At 74.5% G+C, this 17,912-nt stretch carries 18 protein-coding genes; 7 read left to right on the top strand and 11 right to left on the bottom strand.

Annotation, left to right across the window (positions count from 1 at the left end):
- Positions 1–51: 51 nt before the first annotated feature.
- The 3 genes from BJP25_RS01625 (at position 52) to BJP25_RS31975 (ending at position 2,744) form a co-directional block, all read left to right on the top strand.
- Positions 52–651, top strand: coding sequence for a TetR/AcrR family transcriptional regulator (locus tag BJP25_RS01625; protein ID WP_075972967.1), 600 nt, complete (start codon positions 52–54; stop codon positions 649–651).
- 77 nt (positions 652–728) lie between these two features.
- Positions 729–1,814, top strand: a complete 1,086-nt coding sequence (locus BJP25_RS01630) for a hypothetical protein (protein ID WP_075972968.1) — start codon at positions 729–731, stop codon at positions 1,812–1,814.
- 50 nt (positions 1,815–1,864) lie between these two features.
- A protein-coding gene (locus BJP25_RS31975) for an IS5 family transposase (RefSeq protein WP_143218829.1) occupies positions 1,865–2,744 on the top strand; the annotation gives its coding sequence in 2 pieces (ribosomal slippage) (positions 1,865–2,232 and positions 2,231–2,744; 882 coding nt in all).
- Positions 2,745–2,791: 47 nt separating this feature from the next.
- On the opposite strand, the gene lipB is transcribed toward BJP25_RS31975, so the two are convergent.
- The 5 genes from lipB to lpdA all read right to left on the bottom strand — a co-directional run bounded on the left by lipB (position 2,792) and on the right by lpdA (position 8,517).
- Positions 2,792–3,529 carry a lipoyl(octanoyl) transferase LipB gene (gene lipB / locus BJP25_RS01645; RefSeq protein ID WP_075972969.1) on the bottom strand — a complete coding sequence of 246 codons (738 nt, stop codon included), beginning with the start codon at positions 3,527–3,529 and terminating at the stop codon, positions 2,792–2,794.
- Between the two features lie 9 nt (positions 3,530–3,538).
- A complete protein-coding gene (locus tag BJP25_RS01650) occupies positions 3,539–4,186 on the bottom strand; it encodes a phosphatase PAP2 family protein (RefSeq protein WP_075972970.1) in 648 nt (215 codons plus the stop codon).
- Positions 4,183–5,067: a TIGR01777 family oxidoreductase gene (locus tag BJP25_RS01655; protein ID WP_075972971.1), complete on the bottom strand. Its 885-nt coding sequence runs from the start codon at positions 5,065–5,067 to the stop codon at positions 4,183–4,185. Before BJP25_RS01655 ends, BJP25_RS01650 begins: the two co-directional genes overlap by 4 nt.
- 166 nt (positions 5,068–5,233) lie before the next feature.
- Positions 5,234–7,039, bottom strand: coding sequence for a 2-oxoglutarate dehydrogenase, E2 component, dihydrolipoamide succinyltransferase (gene sucB, locus BJP25_RS01660; protein ID WP_075972972.1), 1,806 nt, complete (start codon positions 7,037–7,039; stop codon positions 5,234–5,236).
- 104 nt (positions 7,040–7,143) lie between these two features.
- Positions 7,144–8,517: a dihydrolipoyl dehydrogenase gene (lpdA, locus tag BJP25_RS01665; protein ID WP_075972973.1), complete on the bottom strand. Its 1,374-nt coding sequence runs from the start codon at positions 8,515–8,517 to the stop codon at positions 7,144–7,146.
- A gap of 206 nt (positions 8,518–8,723) precedes the next feature.
- Here lpdA and BJP25_RS01670 point away from each other — a divergent pair, with 206 nt between their 5' ends.
- On the top strand, positions 8,724–9,053 hold the full coding sequence (locus BJP25_RS01670; protein WP_075972974.1) for an oxidoreductase: 330 nt from the start codon (positions 8,724–8,726) through the stop codon (positions 9,051–9,053).
- 333 nt (positions 9,054–9,386) lie between these two features.
- Here the strand turns inward: BJP25_RS01670 and BJP25_RS01675 are convergent, their stop codons facing one another.
- Positions 9,387–10,901 carry a leucyl aminopeptidase gene (locus BJP25_RS01675; protein ID WP_075972975.1) on the bottom strand — a complete coding sequence of 505 codons (1,515 nt, stop codon included), beginning with the start codon at positions 10,899–10,901 and terminating at the stop codon, positions 9,387–9,389.
- Positions 10,902–11,078: 177 nt separating this feature from the next.
- Here BJP25_RS01675 and BJP25_RS01680 point away from each other — a divergent pair, with 177 nt between their 5' ends.
- The gene (locus tag BJP25_RS01680) at positions 11,079–12,260 is read left to right on the top strand and encodes a hypothetical protein (RefSeq protein WP_075972976.1); all 1,182 of its coding nucleotides are present in this window, start codon (positions 11,079–11,081) and stop codon (positions 12,258–12,260) included.
- A gap of 69 nt (positions 12,261–12,329) precedes the next feature.
- Positions 12,330–13,412 (top strand): branched-chain amino acid aminotransferase, encoded by a 1,083-nt coding sequence (locus tag BJP25_RS01685; protein ID WP_075972977.1) that lies wholly within the window; start codon positions 12,330–12,332, stop codon positions 13,410–13,412.
- 142 nt (positions 13,413–13,554) lie between these two features.
- Here BJP25_RS01685 and BJP25_RS01690 read toward each other — a convergent pair whose 3' ends face one another.
- Genes BJP25_RS01690 through BJP25_RS01700 form a run of 3 tightly spaced genes read right to left on the bottom strand, consistent with a single transcriptional unit; the run spans position 13,555 to position 15,914 of the window.
- Positions 13,555–14,256 (bottom strand): adenosylcobinamide-GDP ribazoletransferase, encoded by a 702-nt coding sequence (locus BJP25_RS01690; protein ID WP_075972978.1) that lies wholly within the window; start codon positions 14,254–14,256, stop codon positions 13,555–13,557.
- A gap of 1 nt (position 14,257) precedes the next feature.
- Complete coding sequence (gene cobT, locus BJP25_RS01695; RefSeq protein WP_075972979.1) at positions 14,258–15,346, bottom strand: nicotinate-nucleotide--dimethylbenzimidazole phosphoribosyltransferase; 1,089 nt, start codon at positions 15,344–15,346, stop codon at positions 14,258–14,260.
- A 31-nt stretch (positions 15,347–15,377) separates the two neighbouring features.
- The gene (locus tag BJP25_RS01700; RefSeq protein ID WP_075972980.1) at positions 15,378–15,914 is read right to left on the bottom strand and encodes a bifunctional adenosylcobinamide kinase/adenosylcobinamide-phosphate guanylyltransferase; all 537 of its coding nucleotides are present in this window, start codon (positions 15,912–15,914) and stop codon (positions 15,378–15,380) included.
- A 24-nt stretch (positions 15,915–15,938) separates the two neighbouring features.
- Between BJP25_RS01700 and BJP25_RS01705 the strand changes: the two genes are divergently transcribed.
- Complete coding sequence (locus tag BJP25_RS01705; RefSeq protein ID WP_075972981.1) at positions 15,939–16,136, top strand: hypothetical protein; 198 nt, start codon at positions 15,939–15,941, stop codon at positions 16,134–16,136.
- Between the two features lie 57 nt (positions 16,137–16,193).
- Here the strand turns inward: BJP25_RS01705 and BJP25_RS01710 are convergent, their stop codons facing one another.
- Entirely contained in the window at positions 16,194–17,183 is a 990-nt protein-coding gene (locus tag BJP25_RS01710; RefSeq protein WP_075972982.1) for an aldo/keto reductase family protein, read from the bottom strand.
- 47 nt (positions 17,184–17,230) lie between these two features.
- Positions 17,231–17,878 carry a DUF3043 domain-containing protein gene (locus BJP25_RS01715; RefSeq protein WP_075972983.1) on the bottom strand — a complete coding sequence of 216 codons (648 nt, stop codon included), beginning with the start codon at positions 17,876–17,878 and terminating at the stop codon, positions 17,231–17,233.
- Positions 17,879–17,912: the final 34 nt, after the last annotated feature.

A 17,912-nucleotide genomic window follows, 5' to 3' on the forward strand; every position in this document is an offset into this window, starting at 1 on the left:
ATACCCCCGGTACGGGGCGCGAACCTGAAGTACGGTGTGGTGATGACGACAGTGCAGTCGAGGCGGGTCGACTACAGCGAGTCGACCAGGGGCGCCCTGGTCGACTCGGCCGTGGCGCTGTTCACCGAGCACGGCTACGCCGCGACCTCCCTGGACGCGATCGCCAAGCGCGCCAGGGTCACCAAGGGTGCGCTCTACCACCACTTCCCCGGCAAGCAGGCGCTGTTCGAGGCCGCCTTCGACGCCGTGGAGACCACCGTGGTGGGCAGGCTCAGCCAGGTCGTCATCGGCCCCGGGTCGGCCTGGGAGCGGGCCGTGGACGGCCTGCGCGGCTACATCGGCGTCTGCCTGGAGCCGTCCTACCAGCGCATCGTCATCCACGAGGGCCCGGTGGTGATGGGCTGGGAGCGCTGGCGCGAGGCCGAGGAGCACTACAGCTACGGGCTGGTGCGCACCGCCCTGGAGTCGCTGATCGCCGCGGGGGAGATCGACGAGCTGCCGGTGGAGGTGACGGCCAGGGTGCTCTTCGGCGCGCTGTCGACCGGCGCGACGATCATCGCCGGTGCCGAGGACCCCGAGCGGGCGGGCGCGGAGGTGGCGCTGACGATCACCCGGGTGCTGGAGGGCATGCGGGTGCCCGGGTCTCGCTGACCCCGGCGGCGCCTGGGACGATGGGCCGATCTCGACCCGGGTGTGCGCCCCGGGCCTGACCCTGGGGAGCCCCGCTGATGGAGTCGACCGCCCCGGTCGTGCGCGACCCCGCCCCCGACCGCCCGGCCCTGGCCGACCCGACCACGGCGATCATCCTGCGGCTGCGCGCCGACCAGAGCACCGGCCTGGCGGTGGTGGCGGTGCTGCTCGCCTTCTGCCTCACCAGCGCGCTGCTGGTCGCCGCGGTCGGCGTCTCCGAGTACGTGATCGGCCACTTCGCCGCCGCCCTGTCGCTGGTCTTCGCCCTGTGGGCCAAGCACCACCTGTGGGGGCGCTGGCTGCGCCCGGCGCGCGGGCCGCGGCTGGTGCACGACCGGCCCTGGCGCGCCCTGCCCGCGCTGGTGGTGCGCGGGCGCACCCGGCAGTGGGCGTCGGTGGTGCAGGTCGAGGAGGACGGCGTGCGCACCGCCGTCCGGGTGACCGCCCTGTCCCGCGCCCACCGGGCCGTCCTCGCGCGCACCGGTCGGGCGTGGGTCGTGGGCCCGGACGAGGCCGGGTGGGCCGCCCTGCGCGTCGACGGCACGCACGAGGCCCTGCCCGCCAAGGCGCTGCACCGCGTCCCCGCGGCGAAGCCGGAGCCCGCCTTCGCCCCGCCCGAGGTGTGCGCGGCGCGGGAGCTGCGGGCCGACCTGCTGTTCGCGGCGTGGTTCCTGCTGGCGGGGTACCTGTTCGTCGGGGTGATGTCGCTGGGCGTGGACTACGCGGTGGGCAAGGCGCTGCTGGTGGGGTTGGGCGCGCTCACCCTGGTGGCCCTGCTGATCACGCCCGCGCTGTGGCATCTGCGGGTGAACCTGCGGCTGCCCGCGCTGGTGGCCGGGGCGCGGTGGCAGCGGGTGGAGCTGAGCCTGGCGCCGTGGAAGGCGCGCGCCGACGGCACGGCCAGGGCCGCGGCGACCGTGCACGGCGGCGGCGACGCGCGCCTGCGGCTGCCCGCCGCGTCGGTGGAGCTGCTGGGGACGATCTGGGACACCGGCGCGGCGTGGGTGTCGGGGGAGCTGGCCGCGGGCGCGTGGGTGGCCGTCGGGCACCCCGGGTACGGGCCGGTGGCCGTCGCCCGCGTCGAGCGGGTCGAGGTGTCTGAGCGGGTCCAGGACAGGCCCTAGGGCCTGTCCTCAAAGTGGGTGTGGTTGATCTGCTTTGATCTTGTCCCGTGGTGCGCAGGCATGAGTTGACCGATGAGCAATGGCAGGTCGTGGAGCCGTTGTTGCCGCCTTCGGGTGTGAGGGGTCGTCCGAGGGTGGATGACCGCAGGGTGGTGAACGGGATGTTGTTCAAGGCCAAGACGGGGATCTCGTGGCGTGATCTGCCGGAGCGGTATGGGCCGTGGAAGACCGTCTACAACCGGTTCTGGCGGTGGTCGCGCAACGGGACCTTGGCCGCGCTGGTCGCCAGGGTGCGGGTCGTCGCCGAGGCGGTCGACGAGCTGGACCGGGAGGTCTCGGTCGACTCCTCGATCGTGCGGGCGCACCAGCACGCGGCCGGGGCCCGTCACGCCGTCGACCCCGGCGCGGGGGGCGGGGCGATCCCGCGGCGGGCAGGGCGAACCAGGTGATCATGCCATCGGCCGCTCTCGGGGCGGGCCCTCGACCAAGATCCATCTGGCGTGTGACGGGCACGGGCGTCCGTTGTCGGTGGTGTTGACCAGCGGCAACGTCAACGACTGCACCATGTTCACCCAGGTCATGGACGGGATTCGGTTCCGACGCCCCGGCCGGGGACGCTCGGGCGCCCGCCCGCGCAGGGTGCTCGCGGACAAGGGCTACTCCTCCCGCGCCATCCGCGCCTGGCTGCGGGCCCGGCGCATCCCCACCACCATCCCCGAACGCCGCGACCAACAGGCCGGACGACAACGACGAGGCCGAGCAGGCGGCCGCCCACCAGTCTTCGACCCGGTCGCCTACCGGCGACGCAACGTCGTCGAGCGCTGCTTCAACCGACTCAAGCAGTTCCGGGCCATCGCCACCCGCTACGACAAGACCGCCCTGTCCTTCCAGGCCATGATCGACCTCGCCACCCTCACACTCTGGCTTTGAGGACACGCCCTAGGGGCCGGTCTGGGCGTCGGGCGACCGCGTCCCGGTCAGTTGCGCAGGGCGAAGGTGACGCCCGGCAGCGACGGCTCGTCCTTGTGCAGCCAGTGGTCCTGGACGGTCAGCTCGCCGTCGAGCGCGGCGAGGACGGCGTCGCGGGCCAGCGGCAGGACCTCGGAGACGGGGACCTCGCGGTCGAGCTCCGCGCTCAGCGAGGTGACACCCGCGTCCCGGATGCCGCAGGGGATGATGCGGTCGAACGCGGCCAGGTCGTTGGCGCAGTTGAGCTGGAAGCCGTGCATGGTGACCCCGCGCTGCACCCGGATGCCCACCGCGGAGATCTTGCGCTCCGGCGCGGTGGCGGTGGCGGGCAGCCAGACGCCGGAGCGGCCCTCGACGCGCCCGGTCTGCAGGCCGTAGTGGGCGCAGACGGCGATCATCGCCTCCTCGACGCGGCGGACGTACTGCACGACGTCGACCGGGTCGGAGAGCTTGACGATGGGGTAGCCGACGAGCTGGCCCGGCCCGTGCCAGGTGATCTTGCCGCCGCGGTCGACGTCGACGACCGGGGTGCCGTCGTCGGGGCGCTCGTCGTCGGCGGTGCGCTTGCCCGCGGTGTAGACGGCCTCGTGCTCCAGCAGCAGCAGCACGTCCGGGCCCCGGTCGTCGGCGCGGGCCGTGGCCAGCTCGCGCTGCAGGTCCCAGGTGCTGCGGTACTCCACCGTCCCGATCGGACGGATCTGGACCGGTTCGGCACTGGCTCGGCACGGCAGTTCGGCGGCGCTCACGGCACGACCCTACGCCTCCTCGGCCACCTCGTCCGAGCCCTCCGCGGCGACACCCCCGCGGCGCAGCGGCAGGCCCACCGCCGCCGAGGCGAGCAACCCCGCCCCCAGCACCCCCACCACGGCACCTGCGGTGTCGGTGAACCAGTGCACGTCCAGCACCACCCGGCACACCGCGATCACCACCACCCCCAGCCCGCCCAGCACGGCCGCGAGGCGCACCTTGGCCGGGGCCAGCGCCACGCACAGCAGCACCACCGCGAACGCCACGGCGGCCACCGACGTCACGTGTCCACTGGGGAAGCTGAAGTCCGGGTAGTCCCGGGGCCGCTCGCGCCCGAACAACGGCTTGACGAACGACACCACGCGGCAGGCGATCAGCACCACCAGCACGCGCACCAGCAGCAGCGCCCGCCACACCCGGCCCGCGTAGTAGTCGATGCCCGCTGCCACCACCAGCCCGACGCCCAGCGCCACCGGCAGGACCGGCCCCAGCACCACGCTGACCGCCCCCGCGACCTGACCGGGCAGGCCCAGGTAGTCCCCACCGAGGTGGGCGGCGAACCACTCGTCGACGGCGTTGGGGGCGCCGGAGACCAGTGCGCCGAGCAGGGCGAAGCAGGCGAGCAGCGCCGCCCCCCACACCGCCCGCGCGGTCACCGCTGCTCGATCGCGGTCAACGCGTCGTCGACGGTGTCGTAGCGGAACGGGAAGCCGTGGTCCTGCAGCACCTTGGGCACCAGGTGCTGGCTGCGCAGGATCTCCTCGGCGAAGTCGCCCAGGGCCACCTTCAGCGCCACCTGCGGCACCCGGAACGGCGCCGGGCGGTTGCGGGCCCGGCCGAACGCGCGGGTGAACTCGGCGTTGGTGGCCGGGGTGGGCCCGGCCAGGTTCACCGGGCCGGAGATGTCCTCGCGCAGCAGGAACGCCAGCGCGTCCACCTCGTCGTCGAGGTGGATCCAGGGCATGTACTGCCTGCCACTGCCCAGCTTGCCGCCCAGGCCCAGGGCGAACAGCGGGCGCAGCGGGCCGAGCAGCCCGCCGCTGGGCGAGAGCACCTGCGCGGTGCGGGCCAGCACCACCCGGGCGCCCGCGGCGGCCGCCGCGGCGGTGGCGGCCTCCCACCGCACGCACAGCTCGGCCAGGAAGCCCCGGCCCGCGGGCTCGGTCTCGTCGGCCGGTCCGGCCGGGATGGTCCCGTAGATGCCCACCGCCGACCCGTTGAGCAGCACCGGCACGCCGAACTCCGCGACCGCGGCGGCGATGACCTCGGTGGGCTCGATCCGGCTGTCGATGAGCTCCTGCTTGCGCGCCTGGCTCCACCGGCGGTCGGCGATCCCCGCCCCGCACAGGTTGACCACCGCGTCCACGCCCGCGAAGGTGCCCTCCTCGACCGCGCCGGACGGCGGGTCCCACTGGCGCTCGTCGGGCGCCTGCGGCTCGCGCCGGACCAACCGCAGCACCTCGTCGCCCCCGTTGCGGAGCTTGGCGACCAGGGCGGTCCCGATGAGGCCGGACGAACCGGCGACGACTACGCGCATGGGGTGATCGTCCCCAAGATCCGGTCACCGCGCACGCCCGCGTGATGGCGGTTACCCACCGCGGACGGCGGGAGGGGCCGTCCAGCCTGGACGGCCCCTCCCGTGCGTGCTGCCTTAACGGCCGCCGCGCACCCCGCAGCTCACCCAATCGGGTGGCCTTGCGGTGCTACAGCCCGAGGTCGCCCTCGAAGGCGCCCTCCTCCAGGCGGTTCTTGATCGTGGTGAGGAAGCGGCCCGCGTCCGCGCCGTCGATGAGGCGGTGGTCGTAGGTCAGCGCCAGGTACACCATCGAGCGCACCGCGATCGTGTCGTCGCCGTTGTCGTCGGTGATCACCACCGGGCGCTTGACGACCAGACCGACCCCCAGGATCGCCACCTGCGGCAGCTGGATGATCGGGGTGTCGAACAGCGCGCCCTGCGAGCCCAGGTTGGTCAGGTTGAACGTCGCGCCGAACAGCTCGTCCGGGGTGACCTTGTTCGCCCTGGTGCGCTCGGCCAGGTCGGCGATGCGGTGCGCCAGGCCCGCCAGGCTCAGGTCGCCCGCGTCGCGCACGGCCGGGGTGAGCAGGCCGCGCTCGGTGTCCACCGCGATGCCCAGGTGCTCGGCGCCGTGGTAGGTGACCTCCTTGGCGTCCTCGTCGATGGAGGCGTTGAGCTTCGGGTGCTGCTTGAGCGCCTCGACGGTGGCCTTGGCGAAGAACGGCAGGAAGGTCAGCTTGACGCCCTCGCCCGCCTCGAACGCCGCCTTGGCCCGCTTGCGCAGCTTGGCGATCTTGGTGACGTCGACCTCGACGACCTGGGTGAGCTGCGCGGCGGTCTGCAGCGACTCGACCATGCGCTTGGACACCGTCTGGCGCAGCCGCGACATCTTCTGCGTGGTGCCGCGCAGGGTGGTGTCGGCCTGCACCGGCTTGCTCGGCGCCACCGGGGTGGAGGCGGTCGCGGCGGCGGCGGTCAGGTCGGGGCGGGTGTCCTCGGCGGGCTTGTTCTTCGCCTCGGCCGCGGCCAGCACGTCCTGCTTGCGGATGCGGCCGCCGACACCGGAGCCCTTGACGGTGCTCAGGTCGATGCCGTGCTCCCCGGCCAGCTTGCGCACCAGCGGGGTGACGTACGGGCTCGCGCCGTTGGACTCGCCCGCGGGCTCCGGCTTGGCCTCGGGGGCCTGCTGGCGCGGGGCGTCCTGCGGGGCCGCCTTGGGGGCCTCCTGCTCGGGCTCGGGCTTCGGCTCGGCCTTGGGGGCCTCCTGCTTGGGCTCGGGCTTCGGCTCGGCCTTGGGGGCCTCCTGCTTCGGCGGCTCCGGGGCGGCCTCGGGCTCCTGGGCCGGGGCGGCGTCGGCGTCACCGATGACGGCGAGCTTGCCGCCGACCTCGACGGTCTCGTCCTCGCCCGCGCTGATCTCCAGCAGGGTGCCCGCCACCGGCGACGGGATCTCGGTGTCGACCTTGTCGGTGGAGACCTCCAGCAGCGGCTCGTCGACCTCCACCGCGTCGCCCACCGACTTCAGCCAGCGGGTGACGGTGCCCTCGGTGACCGACTCGCCCAGGGCGGGCATGGAGACCTCGGTGCCCTGCGCCGAGCCGCCACCCTGCGCGCCACCGCCCTGCGCGCCGCCACCCTGGGCGGGGGCGGCCTCGGCCTTCGGCGCCTCCTGCTGCGCGGGCTCGGGCTCCGGCTCGGCCTCCTGCGCGGCGGGCTCCGACGACCCGGAGGAGTCGGAGGAGCCTGCCGAGCCCGAGCCGTCCCCGATCTCGGCCAGCACGGCGCCGACCTCGACCGTGTCGTCCTCCTGGGCGTGGATCTTCTGCAGCACGCCCGCGGCGGGGGAGGGGATCTCGGTGTCGACCTTGTCGGTGGAGACCTCCAGCAGGGGCTCGTCCACCTCGACGGTGTCGCCCTCCTGCTTCAGCCAGCGGGTGATGGTTCCTTCGGTGACGCTCTCTCCGAGCGCCGGCATCTCAACGGAGAACGCCATGGTTGCTTGGACTCCTCGTGCGTTGTTGCAAAGGCTGAGCGGGGTGCGGCTGGCGCGACCTCCCGGCCGCCCCCCGGTCGCGCGGGGGCGGCGGGAGGGGGGTCTCAGCCGTGCACGTGCAGGGGCTTGCCCGCCAGGGCGAGGAAGGCCTCGCCGAGCGACTCGTTCTGGGTCGGGTGGGCGTGGACGAGCGGGGCGACGTCCTCGGGGTGGGCCTCCCAGGAGTAGATCAGCTGCGCCTCGCCGATCAGCTCGCCGACGCGCTCGCCCACCAGGGTGATGCCGACCACCGGGCCGTCGGGGGCCTTGATGAGCTTCACCCCGCCCTGGGTCTTGAGGATCTGGCTCTTGCCGTTGCCGGACAGCGCGTAGACCAGGGTCTGCACGTCGGCGCCGTACTTCTCCTTGGCCTGGGCCTCGGTCAGGCCCACGGAGGCGACCTCGGGCTTGCAGTAGGTGACCTTGGGGATGCCGGTCTCGTCGATGACCTTCGGCGCCAGGCCCGCGATGTCCTCGGCGATGAAGATGCCCTGCTGGAAGCCGCGGTGGGCCAGCTGCAGGCCGGGCACGAGGTCGCCGACGGCGTAGACGCCGGGCAGGTTGGTGCGCAGCCGCTCGTCGGTGGTGACCAGCCCGCGCTCCATCGCCACGCCCGCCTCCTCGTAGCCGTGGCCCGCGGAGTTGGGGCCGCGGCCGACGGCGACCAGCAGCAGGTCGGCCTCAAGGGTCTCACCGGACTCCAGGGAGACGCTGACCCCGGTGTCGGACTGGGTGGCGCCGGTGAAGCGCACCCCGGTCTTGAACGTGATGCCGCGCTTGCGGAACGCCCGCTCCAGCTGCTTGGACGCCCACTCGTCCTCCAGCGGCACCAGGCGCGGCAGCGCCTCGACGATGGTGACGTCGGCGCCGAAGGAGCGCCACACGCTCGCGAACTCCACGCCGATGACCCCGCCGCCGAGGACGACGACCTTCTCCGGCACGTAGTCGAGGTTGAGCGCCTGGTCGGAGGTGATGACCCGGCCGCCGATCTCCAGGCCGGGCAGCGTCTTGGCGTAGGAGCCGGTGGCCAGCACGACGTTCTTGCCGGTGTAGGTGTCCCCGCCCACGCGCACCCGGTTGGGCGCCTCGAAGGTGCCGGTGCCCTCCACCACGGTGACCTTGTTGGCCTTGAACAGCCCCTGCAGGCCCTTGTGCAGGCCCGCGACGATCGAGTCCTTGTAGGAGTTGACGCCGTTCATGTCGATGCCCTCCAGGGAGGACTTGACGCCGAACTGGTCGCCCTCGCGGGCGTTGTCCGCGACCTCGGCCGCGTGCAGCAGCGCCTTGGTGGGGATGCAGCCGCGGTGCAGGCAGGTGCCGCCGACCTTGTCCTTCTCCACCAGGACCACGGACAGGCCGAGCTCCGCGGCGCGGAAGGCGCAGGCGTAGCCACCGGAACCGCCACCCAGGATCACGAGGTCAGCGGAGGTGTCAGTCACAGGGATCTCCTCGACGTGCGACAGCGTTGAGTCCTTCGAGCCGGGCGGCGCGCTGGTCACACGTTCGGCGGCAGCCACCACACGCCATCTTGTCACTTCGTGGGGCAGGCTTGCGAGGTGGTCGGGTGTCCGGTGCGCCCGTTCCGGGTTACTCCCCAGTACCCCGGGGACCGGGGGCGGGCCGCACCGGCGGAGAGGAGTGTGACGTGGGGATATTCGACTCGCTGCGGCGCAAGCGGGGCCAGGCCGGGCAGCTGCGCGGGGCCAGCAAGGCCGACACCTCGCACCTGGACGAGTGGGCGTCGAGCAGGCACGGGGTGGAGGCGTTCGTCGAGCCGAAGACGAACGTGACCGACACGACGGTGGTGCTGGTGGCCCACGACGGGGAGTGGACGCGCAGGCGCATCGCCGACCTCGACGCCGCGATGGCCTTCGGCCGCAAGCGCTCGATCCCGGTGTACGAGGCCAACCGGGTGGGCCTGCCGCAGCGCATGCGCGACTACAACGCCCGCAAGAAGCGCGAGGGCGGCGCCTGACCGGTGCCCGCCGCGTCCGGGTACGGGGTGGGACCCGGAGGGCGGCCCGGCGCGGGTGTCGCCCGGACGGGGGAGTGGATCACGCCGCGTGTGCCGTCGGACACCCCGCGCCGGGCCGCCTGCGCGTGATCGACTCCGGCCGTGGCGCCCGCCGGCTCGACCGTCGGAGGCCTGCCGCTGGTCATCGAGCGCGCTGACGGGCCGCTCGGTGTGCGGAGTGGACGGTGCTGCCCGAGGTCCGCGGCGTTCGACGTGGTTGAGCGGCCCTTGTGGACGATGGCCCCACCCGGGCGGGCGGGAGGGACAGCCTGGCCGCCCCTCCCGCGCGTCCGATCAGCCGTTCGCGGCGATGTCCGCCAGCACCGCGGCCAGGGTGCGCACGGGGATGCCGGTGCCGCCCTTGGTGGTGTAGCCCCAGGGGCCGCCGGTGTTGAACGCCGGGCCCGCCACGTCCAGGTGCACCCACGGGGTGCCCTCGGCGACGAACTCGCGCAGGAACACGCCCGCGGTGAGCATGCCGCCCCAGCGCTGGCCGCTGACGTTGGTCAGGTCCGCCAGGCGCGAGTCCAGGCCGTCGCGCAGCTCCTCCGGCAGCGGCATCGGCCAGCCGCCCTCCCCGGTGCCCTGCGCGATCGCGGCCACCCGGTCGCGGAACTCCTCGGAGCCCATCACGCCCGCGGTGCGGTTGCCCAGGGCCACGACCTGCGCGCCGGTCAGCGTCGAGGTCTCCACCAGGTAGTCCGGGCCGTCCTCGCAGGCGCGCACGATCGCGTCGGCCAGGATCAGGCGGCCCTCGGCGTCGGTGTTGAGCACCTCGACGGTCTTGCCGCCGTACATCGACAGCACGTCGCCGGGGCGGTAGGCGCTGCCGGAGGGCATGTTCTCGGCCATCGGCACCGTGGCGATGACCTCCAGCGGGTACTTCAGCTTCGCCGCGAGCACGACCGTGGCCACGACCGCCGCCGCGCCGGACATGTCGGAGGTCATCGCCTCCATGCCCGCCGCGGGCTTGATCGAGATGCCGCCGGTGTCGAAGGTGATGCCCTTGCCGACCAGGGCCACCTTGGCCTTGGCCCGCGGGCCCTTGTAGCGCAGCCGGACCAGCCGCGGCTGGCGGGCCGAGCCGCCGCCGACGCCGAGGATGCCGCCGAAGCCGCCCTTCTTGAGCGCCTTCTCGTCCAGCACCTCGACCTCCAGGCCCACCTCGCGGGCCAGCGCGACCGCGCGGTCGGCGAAGGAGGCGGGGTAGAGGTCGTTCGGCGGGGTGTTGATGAAGTCGCGGGTGGTGGTGACGGCCTCGGCGATGGCGGTGGCGGCCTTGAGCGTGGCCTTGTGGTCCTTGGCCGCGCCCTCGGCGGGGGCCGCCAGGTCGACCTTGGCCAGCGCGCGCTCGGTGGCGGCGGACTTGTACGCGGAGAAGGTGTAGGAGCCCATGAGCAGGCCCTCGACGGTGGCCTGGAGGTCGATCGCGGACAGCGTGGTCGCCGCCCGCGCGCTCGACCCGATCGCCCGCGCGGCGGCACCGGCGGCGCGGCGCACCTGCTCGGCGGTCACCGACCCGTCCGCGGCGGTCCTGCCCAGGCCCGCGGCCACGACCACGGTGGCCCGCAGCTTGCCCAGCGACGGCAGCTTGACGACCTCGTCGGCCTTGCCGGTGGCGCCCAGCGCGGTCAGCAGCTCCACCAGCCCGCCGTCGAACGCCGCGTCGACGGCCTCGCTGCCGGGGGCCAGCGCGAGCCCGCCCTGCCCTGCGCCGCCTGCGCCGTCCTGGGTCGTGCCGATCACGAGGGCGTCGACGGGGGCCTGCACCACCGGGGTGGTGGCGATGGCGAGCTTGGGGGCGGTCACGGTGCGGGCTCCTCGGCTGTGCTGCGGTGTCGTCCGGCGGGGGACGTCCTCGTGGGCCGCGCACCCGCCTCGGCCGGGTCGTGCGGCCCGGGTGGTGAGGCATGCTAGCCGGCCCGGCGCGCCGGGACACCGGTGGCCGGATGGTGCGGGGGCCCCTGATCTGGCACGGTTGTGCCCGTGACAGCGGTCGGACACGCCCCGGTCGGGGCCCGCGCGGCGGCCCTTCCCGCCGCCGCGGCCGCCCTCGCGGCGGGGGTGCTCGTGGCCACCGGGCCGTCGATCGCCGCGGCGGGCTGGTGGGCGCTGCCCGCGCTCGGCCTCGCGGGCGTGGTGGCCCTGCTGACCGCCGTCTCCCGCGCCGACCTCCACGCCCGGTTCCCCGCGACCGGCGAGGATGCGCACGTCCGGGCCCGCTTCGGCGGCGGGCCGGGCCGCATCGCCGAGGTGTTCGCGCTCGCGGGCCGGGTGGTCGCCGCCGCGGCCGTCGCCGGGGCCGCGGGCGCCTACCTCTGGCCACCCCGTCCGCTGTACGGGGCCGGGGTCGTCCTGCTGGTCGCCGCGGTCTCCCTGGTGGCCAGGGTGGAGCTGCCGCCGAGCACCGGCACCGCAGCCCGGGTTGTGGCCATCCTCACAGTCGTCGGGTTCGTCGTGGTGGGGCTCGGCATCGCCCCGGCCCTGCCCGCCGTGGCAGCCCCGGCCGGCGTGCCCGGTGTCGACGACCCCACCGGCGTGCTCGTCGCCGCCGGGGTGCTGACCCTCGGGTTCACCGGGACCGGTGGCAGCCCGAGCGCCCGCGCGGCCGCGGGGTCGGTGCTCGGGGTGCTGGTGCTCATGGGCGCCGCGGTGTTCACCGTGCTGCACCAACTGGGCGGGCCGCGCGCGGCGCTGTCGACCGCCCCCCTGCGCGACGCCCTCGTCGCCGCCGACGGCGCGGGCCTCGACCCGGCGCTCACCGCGGGCTTGGCGCTCGGCGCCCTGCTGGCCGTCCGCGCGCTGCTGGTCGGCGCGGGCTCGGCCGCGGCGCAGCTGGCCGCGCACGGTGAGCTGCCCGGACGCCCCCGCCACCACCTCGCCGCGCTCGTGGTGGCCTGCGCCGCCCTGGTGGTGGCGCTGCCGACCGCCCTCGCCGCCGAGGTCGCGGCCTGCCTGCTGCTCGGCCACGCTGCCCTGCTCAACGCCGCCGCCCGCTCGCTGACCCGTGCGCAACGGTCCACTTGGGTCCGCACGGGCTGCTGCGGCATCGTGCTCAGCGTCGTCGTCGGGGTGAACACCTCGCTGGTCGGGCTGGCCGCCGCGGCCGGGGTCGCGCTGCTCGGCGGGGTCGCGTGGTGGGCGCTGGGCAGGCGGCCGGTGACCTGAGGTAGTCGGAGGTCCGAGCTTCGGGATGCCGATGGTTTCGCGGCCGAAACCCGGATACCGTTTCGCCCCATGACGACCACGCCGTTCCAGAGCACCCCGCACCCGTCGCCGGCGACCCCGGAGCGGGTCGCGGAGGTACTCGCCGATCCCGGCTTCGGGCGGTACTTCACCGACCACATGGTGACCATCCGCCACACCACCGACAAGGGCTGGCACGACGCGCGGGTCCAGCCCTACCAGCCCCTGCCCCTCGACCCGGCCACCATGGTGCTGCACTACGGCCAGGCCATCTTCGAGGGGCTCAAGGCCTACCACCAGCCCGACGGCTCGGTGAAGACCTTCCGCCCGCGCGCCAACGCCGAGCGCTTCCGCGCCTCGGCCCGCCGCATGGCCATGGCCGAACTCCCCGACGAGCTGTTCGTCGACTCGCTGCACGAACTGCTGGCGGTCGACCGCCGCTGGGTCCCCACCCGGCCGGAGGAGTCGCTCTACCTGCGCCCGTTCATGATCTCCACCGAGGTCGGGCTGGGCGTGCGCCCCGCGGCGGAGTACCTGTACCTGCTGATCGCCTCGCCCGCGGGGGCCTACTTCGCCTCCGGGGTCAAGCCGGTCACCGTCTGGCTCTCCACCGAGTACATCCGGGCCGCCCCCGGCGGCACCGGCGCGGCGAAGTTCGCGGGCAACTACGCCGCCTCGCTGCTCGCCCAGGCCCAGGCCGCCGAGCAGGGCTGCGAGCAGGTGGTCTGGCTCGACGCGGCCGAGCGCCGCTGGGTCGAGGAGATGGGCGGGATGAACCTGTTCTTCGTGATGGGCGACAAGGTCGTGACCCCGGCCCTGTCCGGCGCCCTGCTCCCGGGCATCACCCGGGACTCCCTGCTGACCCTGGCCGCCGACCACGGCTTCGAGGTCGAGGAGCGCCCCGTCTCCACCGAGGAGTGGGAGAAGAAGGCCGAGACCGGTGAGCTGAGCGAGGTGTTCGCCTGCGGCACCGCCGCGGTGATCACCCCGGTCGGCCACGTCAAGCACGCCGGGGGCGAGTTCTCCGTCTCCGGCGGCGCCACCGGCCCGGTGACCAGCGCGCTGCGCGAGGCGCTGACCGCGCTCCAGTACGGCCACGCCGAGGACACCCGGGGTTGGATGACCACCCTCTGACCCCCGGCACCACCGCCGCCCGGCAGCCCGCCCACGACGCGGGCCGCCGGGCGGCGCCGTTCGCCGGGCCTGTCCTCACAGCCCCGCGCAGCGACGTCCGTTCTGATCACGACTCGCACGGAGCAGGCTTCGAGGACAGGCCCTAACCCCAGCAGCAGGCGATCAGCACGGTGCAGGTGGCGATCTCGCAGGCCGCGCCCAGGACGTCCCCGGTGATCCCGCCGAAGCGCCTGCGCGTGTGCCACACCAGCGCGGCCACCAGCACGGCGGCGACGGCCACCCCGATCGCGACCCGGACACCGACGGACCACCACCCGCCCGCCGCGATCAGCACACCCCACACCGTGGGCACCCACCACGGCTGCGTCTGCGCGACCAGCGCGCCCAGCCCCTCCGGCCGAGCGGCCCGCACACCGCGCGCGCAGCACCCGGCGAACGCGGCCCGCCCCGCGGCGACCGCCACCACCGCGGCCTGCCACGGGACGGCGGCGAAGGCCGTGACCTGCACCCCGGCCACCACCAGCAGCGCCACCACGCCGAACGGGCCCACGTCGCCGCGCTTCATGACCTCCAGCGCCCGCTCCGGCGGCCCGTAGCAGCCCAGCCCGTCAGCGGTGTCGGCCACGCCGTCGAGGTGCATCCCGCGGGTGAGCACCGCCAGCACGGCGAACGCCAGCACCCCCGCCAGCAGCGGCGGCAGGGGGAGCAGCAGGGTGCCCGCGGCGGCGAAGCCGAGCACGACCCCCACCACGGGGGCCCAGGAGATCGCCCGCCCCGCCGCGCGCCCGTCGACCGAGGCGACGTGCAGCGGCAGGACGGTCAGCCAGGAGAACGCCAGCCGCACGTCAGCCGGTGGCCTCGGCCGCGGCCTGCTCCCCGTCCGCGGCCCGCTCGCTGACCCCCGCGCCCTCGAAGGTCGCCATCTCGGCCAGCACCCGGGTCGCCATGAGCACCAGCGGCAGCGCCGCCACCGCGCCCGAGCCCTCCCCGAGCCGGAAGCCCATCTCCAGCAGCGGTTCGAGGTCCAGCTGCTCCAGGGCCAGGGTGTGCGCGGGCTCCACCGAGCGGTGCCCGGCGACCCACCACGCCGACGCCCCCGGCGCCAGCTCCTCGGCCACGAGGGCGGCCGCCCCCGACACCACGCCGTCGAGCACCACCGGGGTCTTGCGCACCGCGGCCTGGGCGAGGAACCCGGCCATCGCCGCGATGTCCGCGCCCGCGGTCGTGCGCAGCAGCGCCAGCGGGTCGCCGGAGACCCGGCGGGCCCGGCGCAGCGCGTCGCGGACGGCGACCGCCTTGCGCATCCAGCCCTGGTCGTCGACACCGGTGCCGCGGCCGACCACCGCCACCGGCTCCGCGCCGGTGAGGGCGGCCACCAGGACCGCGGACGGGGTGGTGTTGCCGATGCCCATGTCCCCCGCGACCAGCAGGTCCGCGCCGCTGTCGACCTCGTCGTCGGCGATCGCGCGCCCGGCCGCCAGCGCGGCGCGGGCCTCGTCCTCGGTGAGGGCGTCCTCCCGGTCGATGGACCCGGACGAGCGCCGCACCTTGTGCGCGGTGACCTGCGGGGGCAGACCCGCGCCGTCGGAGTCGACGGACAGGTCCACCACCCGCACGGTGGCGCCCGCGACCCCGGCGAGCACGTTCACCGCCGCACCGCCCGCGACGAAGTTCGCCACCATCTGCCCGGTGACCTCGCTGGGGTAGGCCGAGACGCCGTGCGCCGCGACGCCGTGGTCGCCCGCGAACACCACCACCCGCGGGCGGGTGAACGGCACCGGCGGGCACTGCCCCTGGCAGGCCGCCACCCACACGCCCAGCTCCTCCAACCGGCCCAGCGAGCCCGCGGGCTTGGTCAGCCGCCCCTGCCGCGCCCGCGCCGCCGCCCGCGCGTCCGCGTCGGGCGCTTCGACGTGCGGGAAATCGGTGCTCACCGGGGTACCTCCATCACTCCAGGCGCGGGCATCACTTCAGGCGCAGCGGCAGCCCGGCCACCAGCAGCAGCACCTCGTCGCACACCGCGGCCAGGTCCGCGTTCACCGCGCCGAGCTCGTCGCGGAAGAGCCTGCCAGAGCGCGTCGCGGGCACCACACCCAGCCCGACCTCGGCGGACACCACCACCAGCCGCGCCCGGCACCCCGCCACGGCCTCGACCAGCCGGGCCCGCTCGGGCGCGGTGGACACCCGCGGGGCGCGCTCGTCCCAGGCGCCCGCGTCGTCCAGGGCGCCGGTGAGCCAGGTCGCCACGTCGTCGAGCAGCAGCGGCGGGTCGCCCGCGCCCGCACGGGCCAGCGCGCCGACCACCGAGGCGGTGTCGGGGACCTCCAGCGTGCGCCACGCGGGCGGGCGGCGGTCGACGTGGGCCTGGATGCGGGCGTCCCAGTCGGAATCGCCGGGCAGGCGGCGGGCGGTGGCGAGGTAGGTGGCGGGCCCGTCGTCGAGGAGCCCTTCGGCGTGCGCGGACTTGCCCGACCGCGCGCCCCCGAGGACCAGCGTGCGCATGCGGGGGACGCTACCGTCCTGGGCGTGACCTTCACCTGGCGCTACGAGGACGGCGACGGCCAGCCCGTCGACGGCCCGGCAGAGCGGTTCGACGACCAGTCCGAGGCCGAGGAGTGGTTCAGCTCGGTGTGGCCCGACCTGCACCACGCGGGGGTCGTGCAGGTGACGCTGCTGGAGGACGGCACCGAGGTCTACGGCCCGATGCCCCTCAGCGCGCAGTGACCTCCCCCGGCCGGTCGGCCGGGGCGCGCCCGCGGTGCGCGGGCGCGCCCCCGCGCGTCACGGGCTGACGGTCAGCGACGGGTCGGAGATGACGACGCCCTCCAGGGCCTTGTCGATCGCCTCCAGCAGGTCGGCGTCGAGCTTCTTGCCCGCCGCGCCGACGTTGTCGTGCACCTGCTCGGGCCGCGAGGCGCCGATGATGGCCGAGGACACGTTCGGGTTCTGCAACACCCACGCCACCGCGAGCTGCGCCATCGACAGGCCAGCCTGCTCGGCCAGCGGCTTGAGCTTCTGCACGGCGGTGAGCACGTCGTCCTGCATCCAGCGGCTGATCATGTTCTTGCCGCCGGTCTCGTCGGTGGCGCGCGAGCCCGCGGGCGGCTCGGCACCCGGCGCGTACTTGCCGGTCAGCACGCCCTGCGCGATCGGGGACCACACGATCTGGCCCAGGCCCTCGCGCTCGGAGGCGGGCACGACCTGCTTCTCGATGACCCGCCACAGCATCGAGTACTGCGGCTGGTTGGAGATGAACGGCACCTTGAGCTCGCGGGCCAGCGCGGCGCCGCGGGTGATCTGGTCGGCGGTCCACTCCGAGACCCCGACGTAGAGCACCTTGCCCTGGCGGACGAGGTCGGCGAAGGCCAGCATCGTCTCCTCCAGCGGCGTGTGCCGGTCGAACCGGTGCGCCTGGTAGAGGTCGACGTAGTCGGTGCCCAGCCGCGACAGCGAGCCGTTGATGGACTCCAGGATGTGCTTGCGGCCCAGGCCCTTGTCGTTGTGCGCGCCGGGCCCGGTCGGCCAGAAGACCTTGGTGAAGATCTCCAGGCCCTCGCGCCGCTCGCCCTTGAGCGCGCGGCCGAGCACGGCCTCGGCCTTGGTGTTGGCGTAGACGTCGGCGGTGTCGAAGGTGGTGATGCCCGCGTCGAGGGCGGCCCGCACGCACGCGTGCGCGGCGTCCTCCTCGACCTGCGAGCCGTGGGTCAGCCAGTTGCCGTAGGAGATCTCGGAGATGGTGAGGCCACTGCGGCCCAGGCGGCGGAATTCCATGCCACCGAGCCTAGGCCGGGGCGGGCAGGAGCGCGCCCGGCGACCGGTCAGGCGACGACGGCGCCGGGGCCGACCCGCGGCTTGGGCACGCGCAGCCTGCGCGGCTGGGCGGCGCGCATGAACGCGTACCAGCCCACCGAGGCGCCCCGGATGTTCTCCTTGGGGAACTTCGCCCGCGTGGCCTTGGCCACCCGGCGGCCGTTGAGCACGCCCTCGACGACCATGATCAGCAGCATCACCATGCAGATGAGCTGGGCGATCTGCTGGGCGGCCAGCGACGGCAGCAGCATCGAGACGAACACCAGCACGGCCAGCGGCATGAACAGGCCCATGAGGTTGCGCTTGGAGTCCACCAGGTCGCGCACGTAGGCCTTCACCGGGCCGCGGTCGCGCGGCATGAGGTAGCGGTCGTCGCCCTCGTTCATCCGCTGGCGCTGCTCGACGCGCTGGGCCTTGCGCTTGGCCGCCAGCTCGGCGCGCTCCTCCTTCGACCCGCGGGCGCGGCGCATGGCCTCGCGCGTGGTCTTCGGCGGCGGGGCGACCGGGCCGCGCCTGCGGCCCTCGGCCTCGCGGCGCTTGGGGGTGGGGCGGCCCTTGCCCGCGGTGCGGCCCCTGGCCAGCTCCTCCACGGTGACGGCGGACTCCTCCACCTGCTCGGTGTCGGGGCTGTCGGCGCTGCGGCGAAGGAACCTCACCAGGACAGCGTAGGACAAACCCGGTGCGGTCCTC

It is taken from the genome of Actinokineospora bangkokensis, from assembly GCF_001940455.1.
GTDB lineage: Bacteria > Actinomycetota > Actinomycetes > Mycobacteriales > Pseudonocardiaceae > Actinokineospora > Actinokineospora bangkokensis.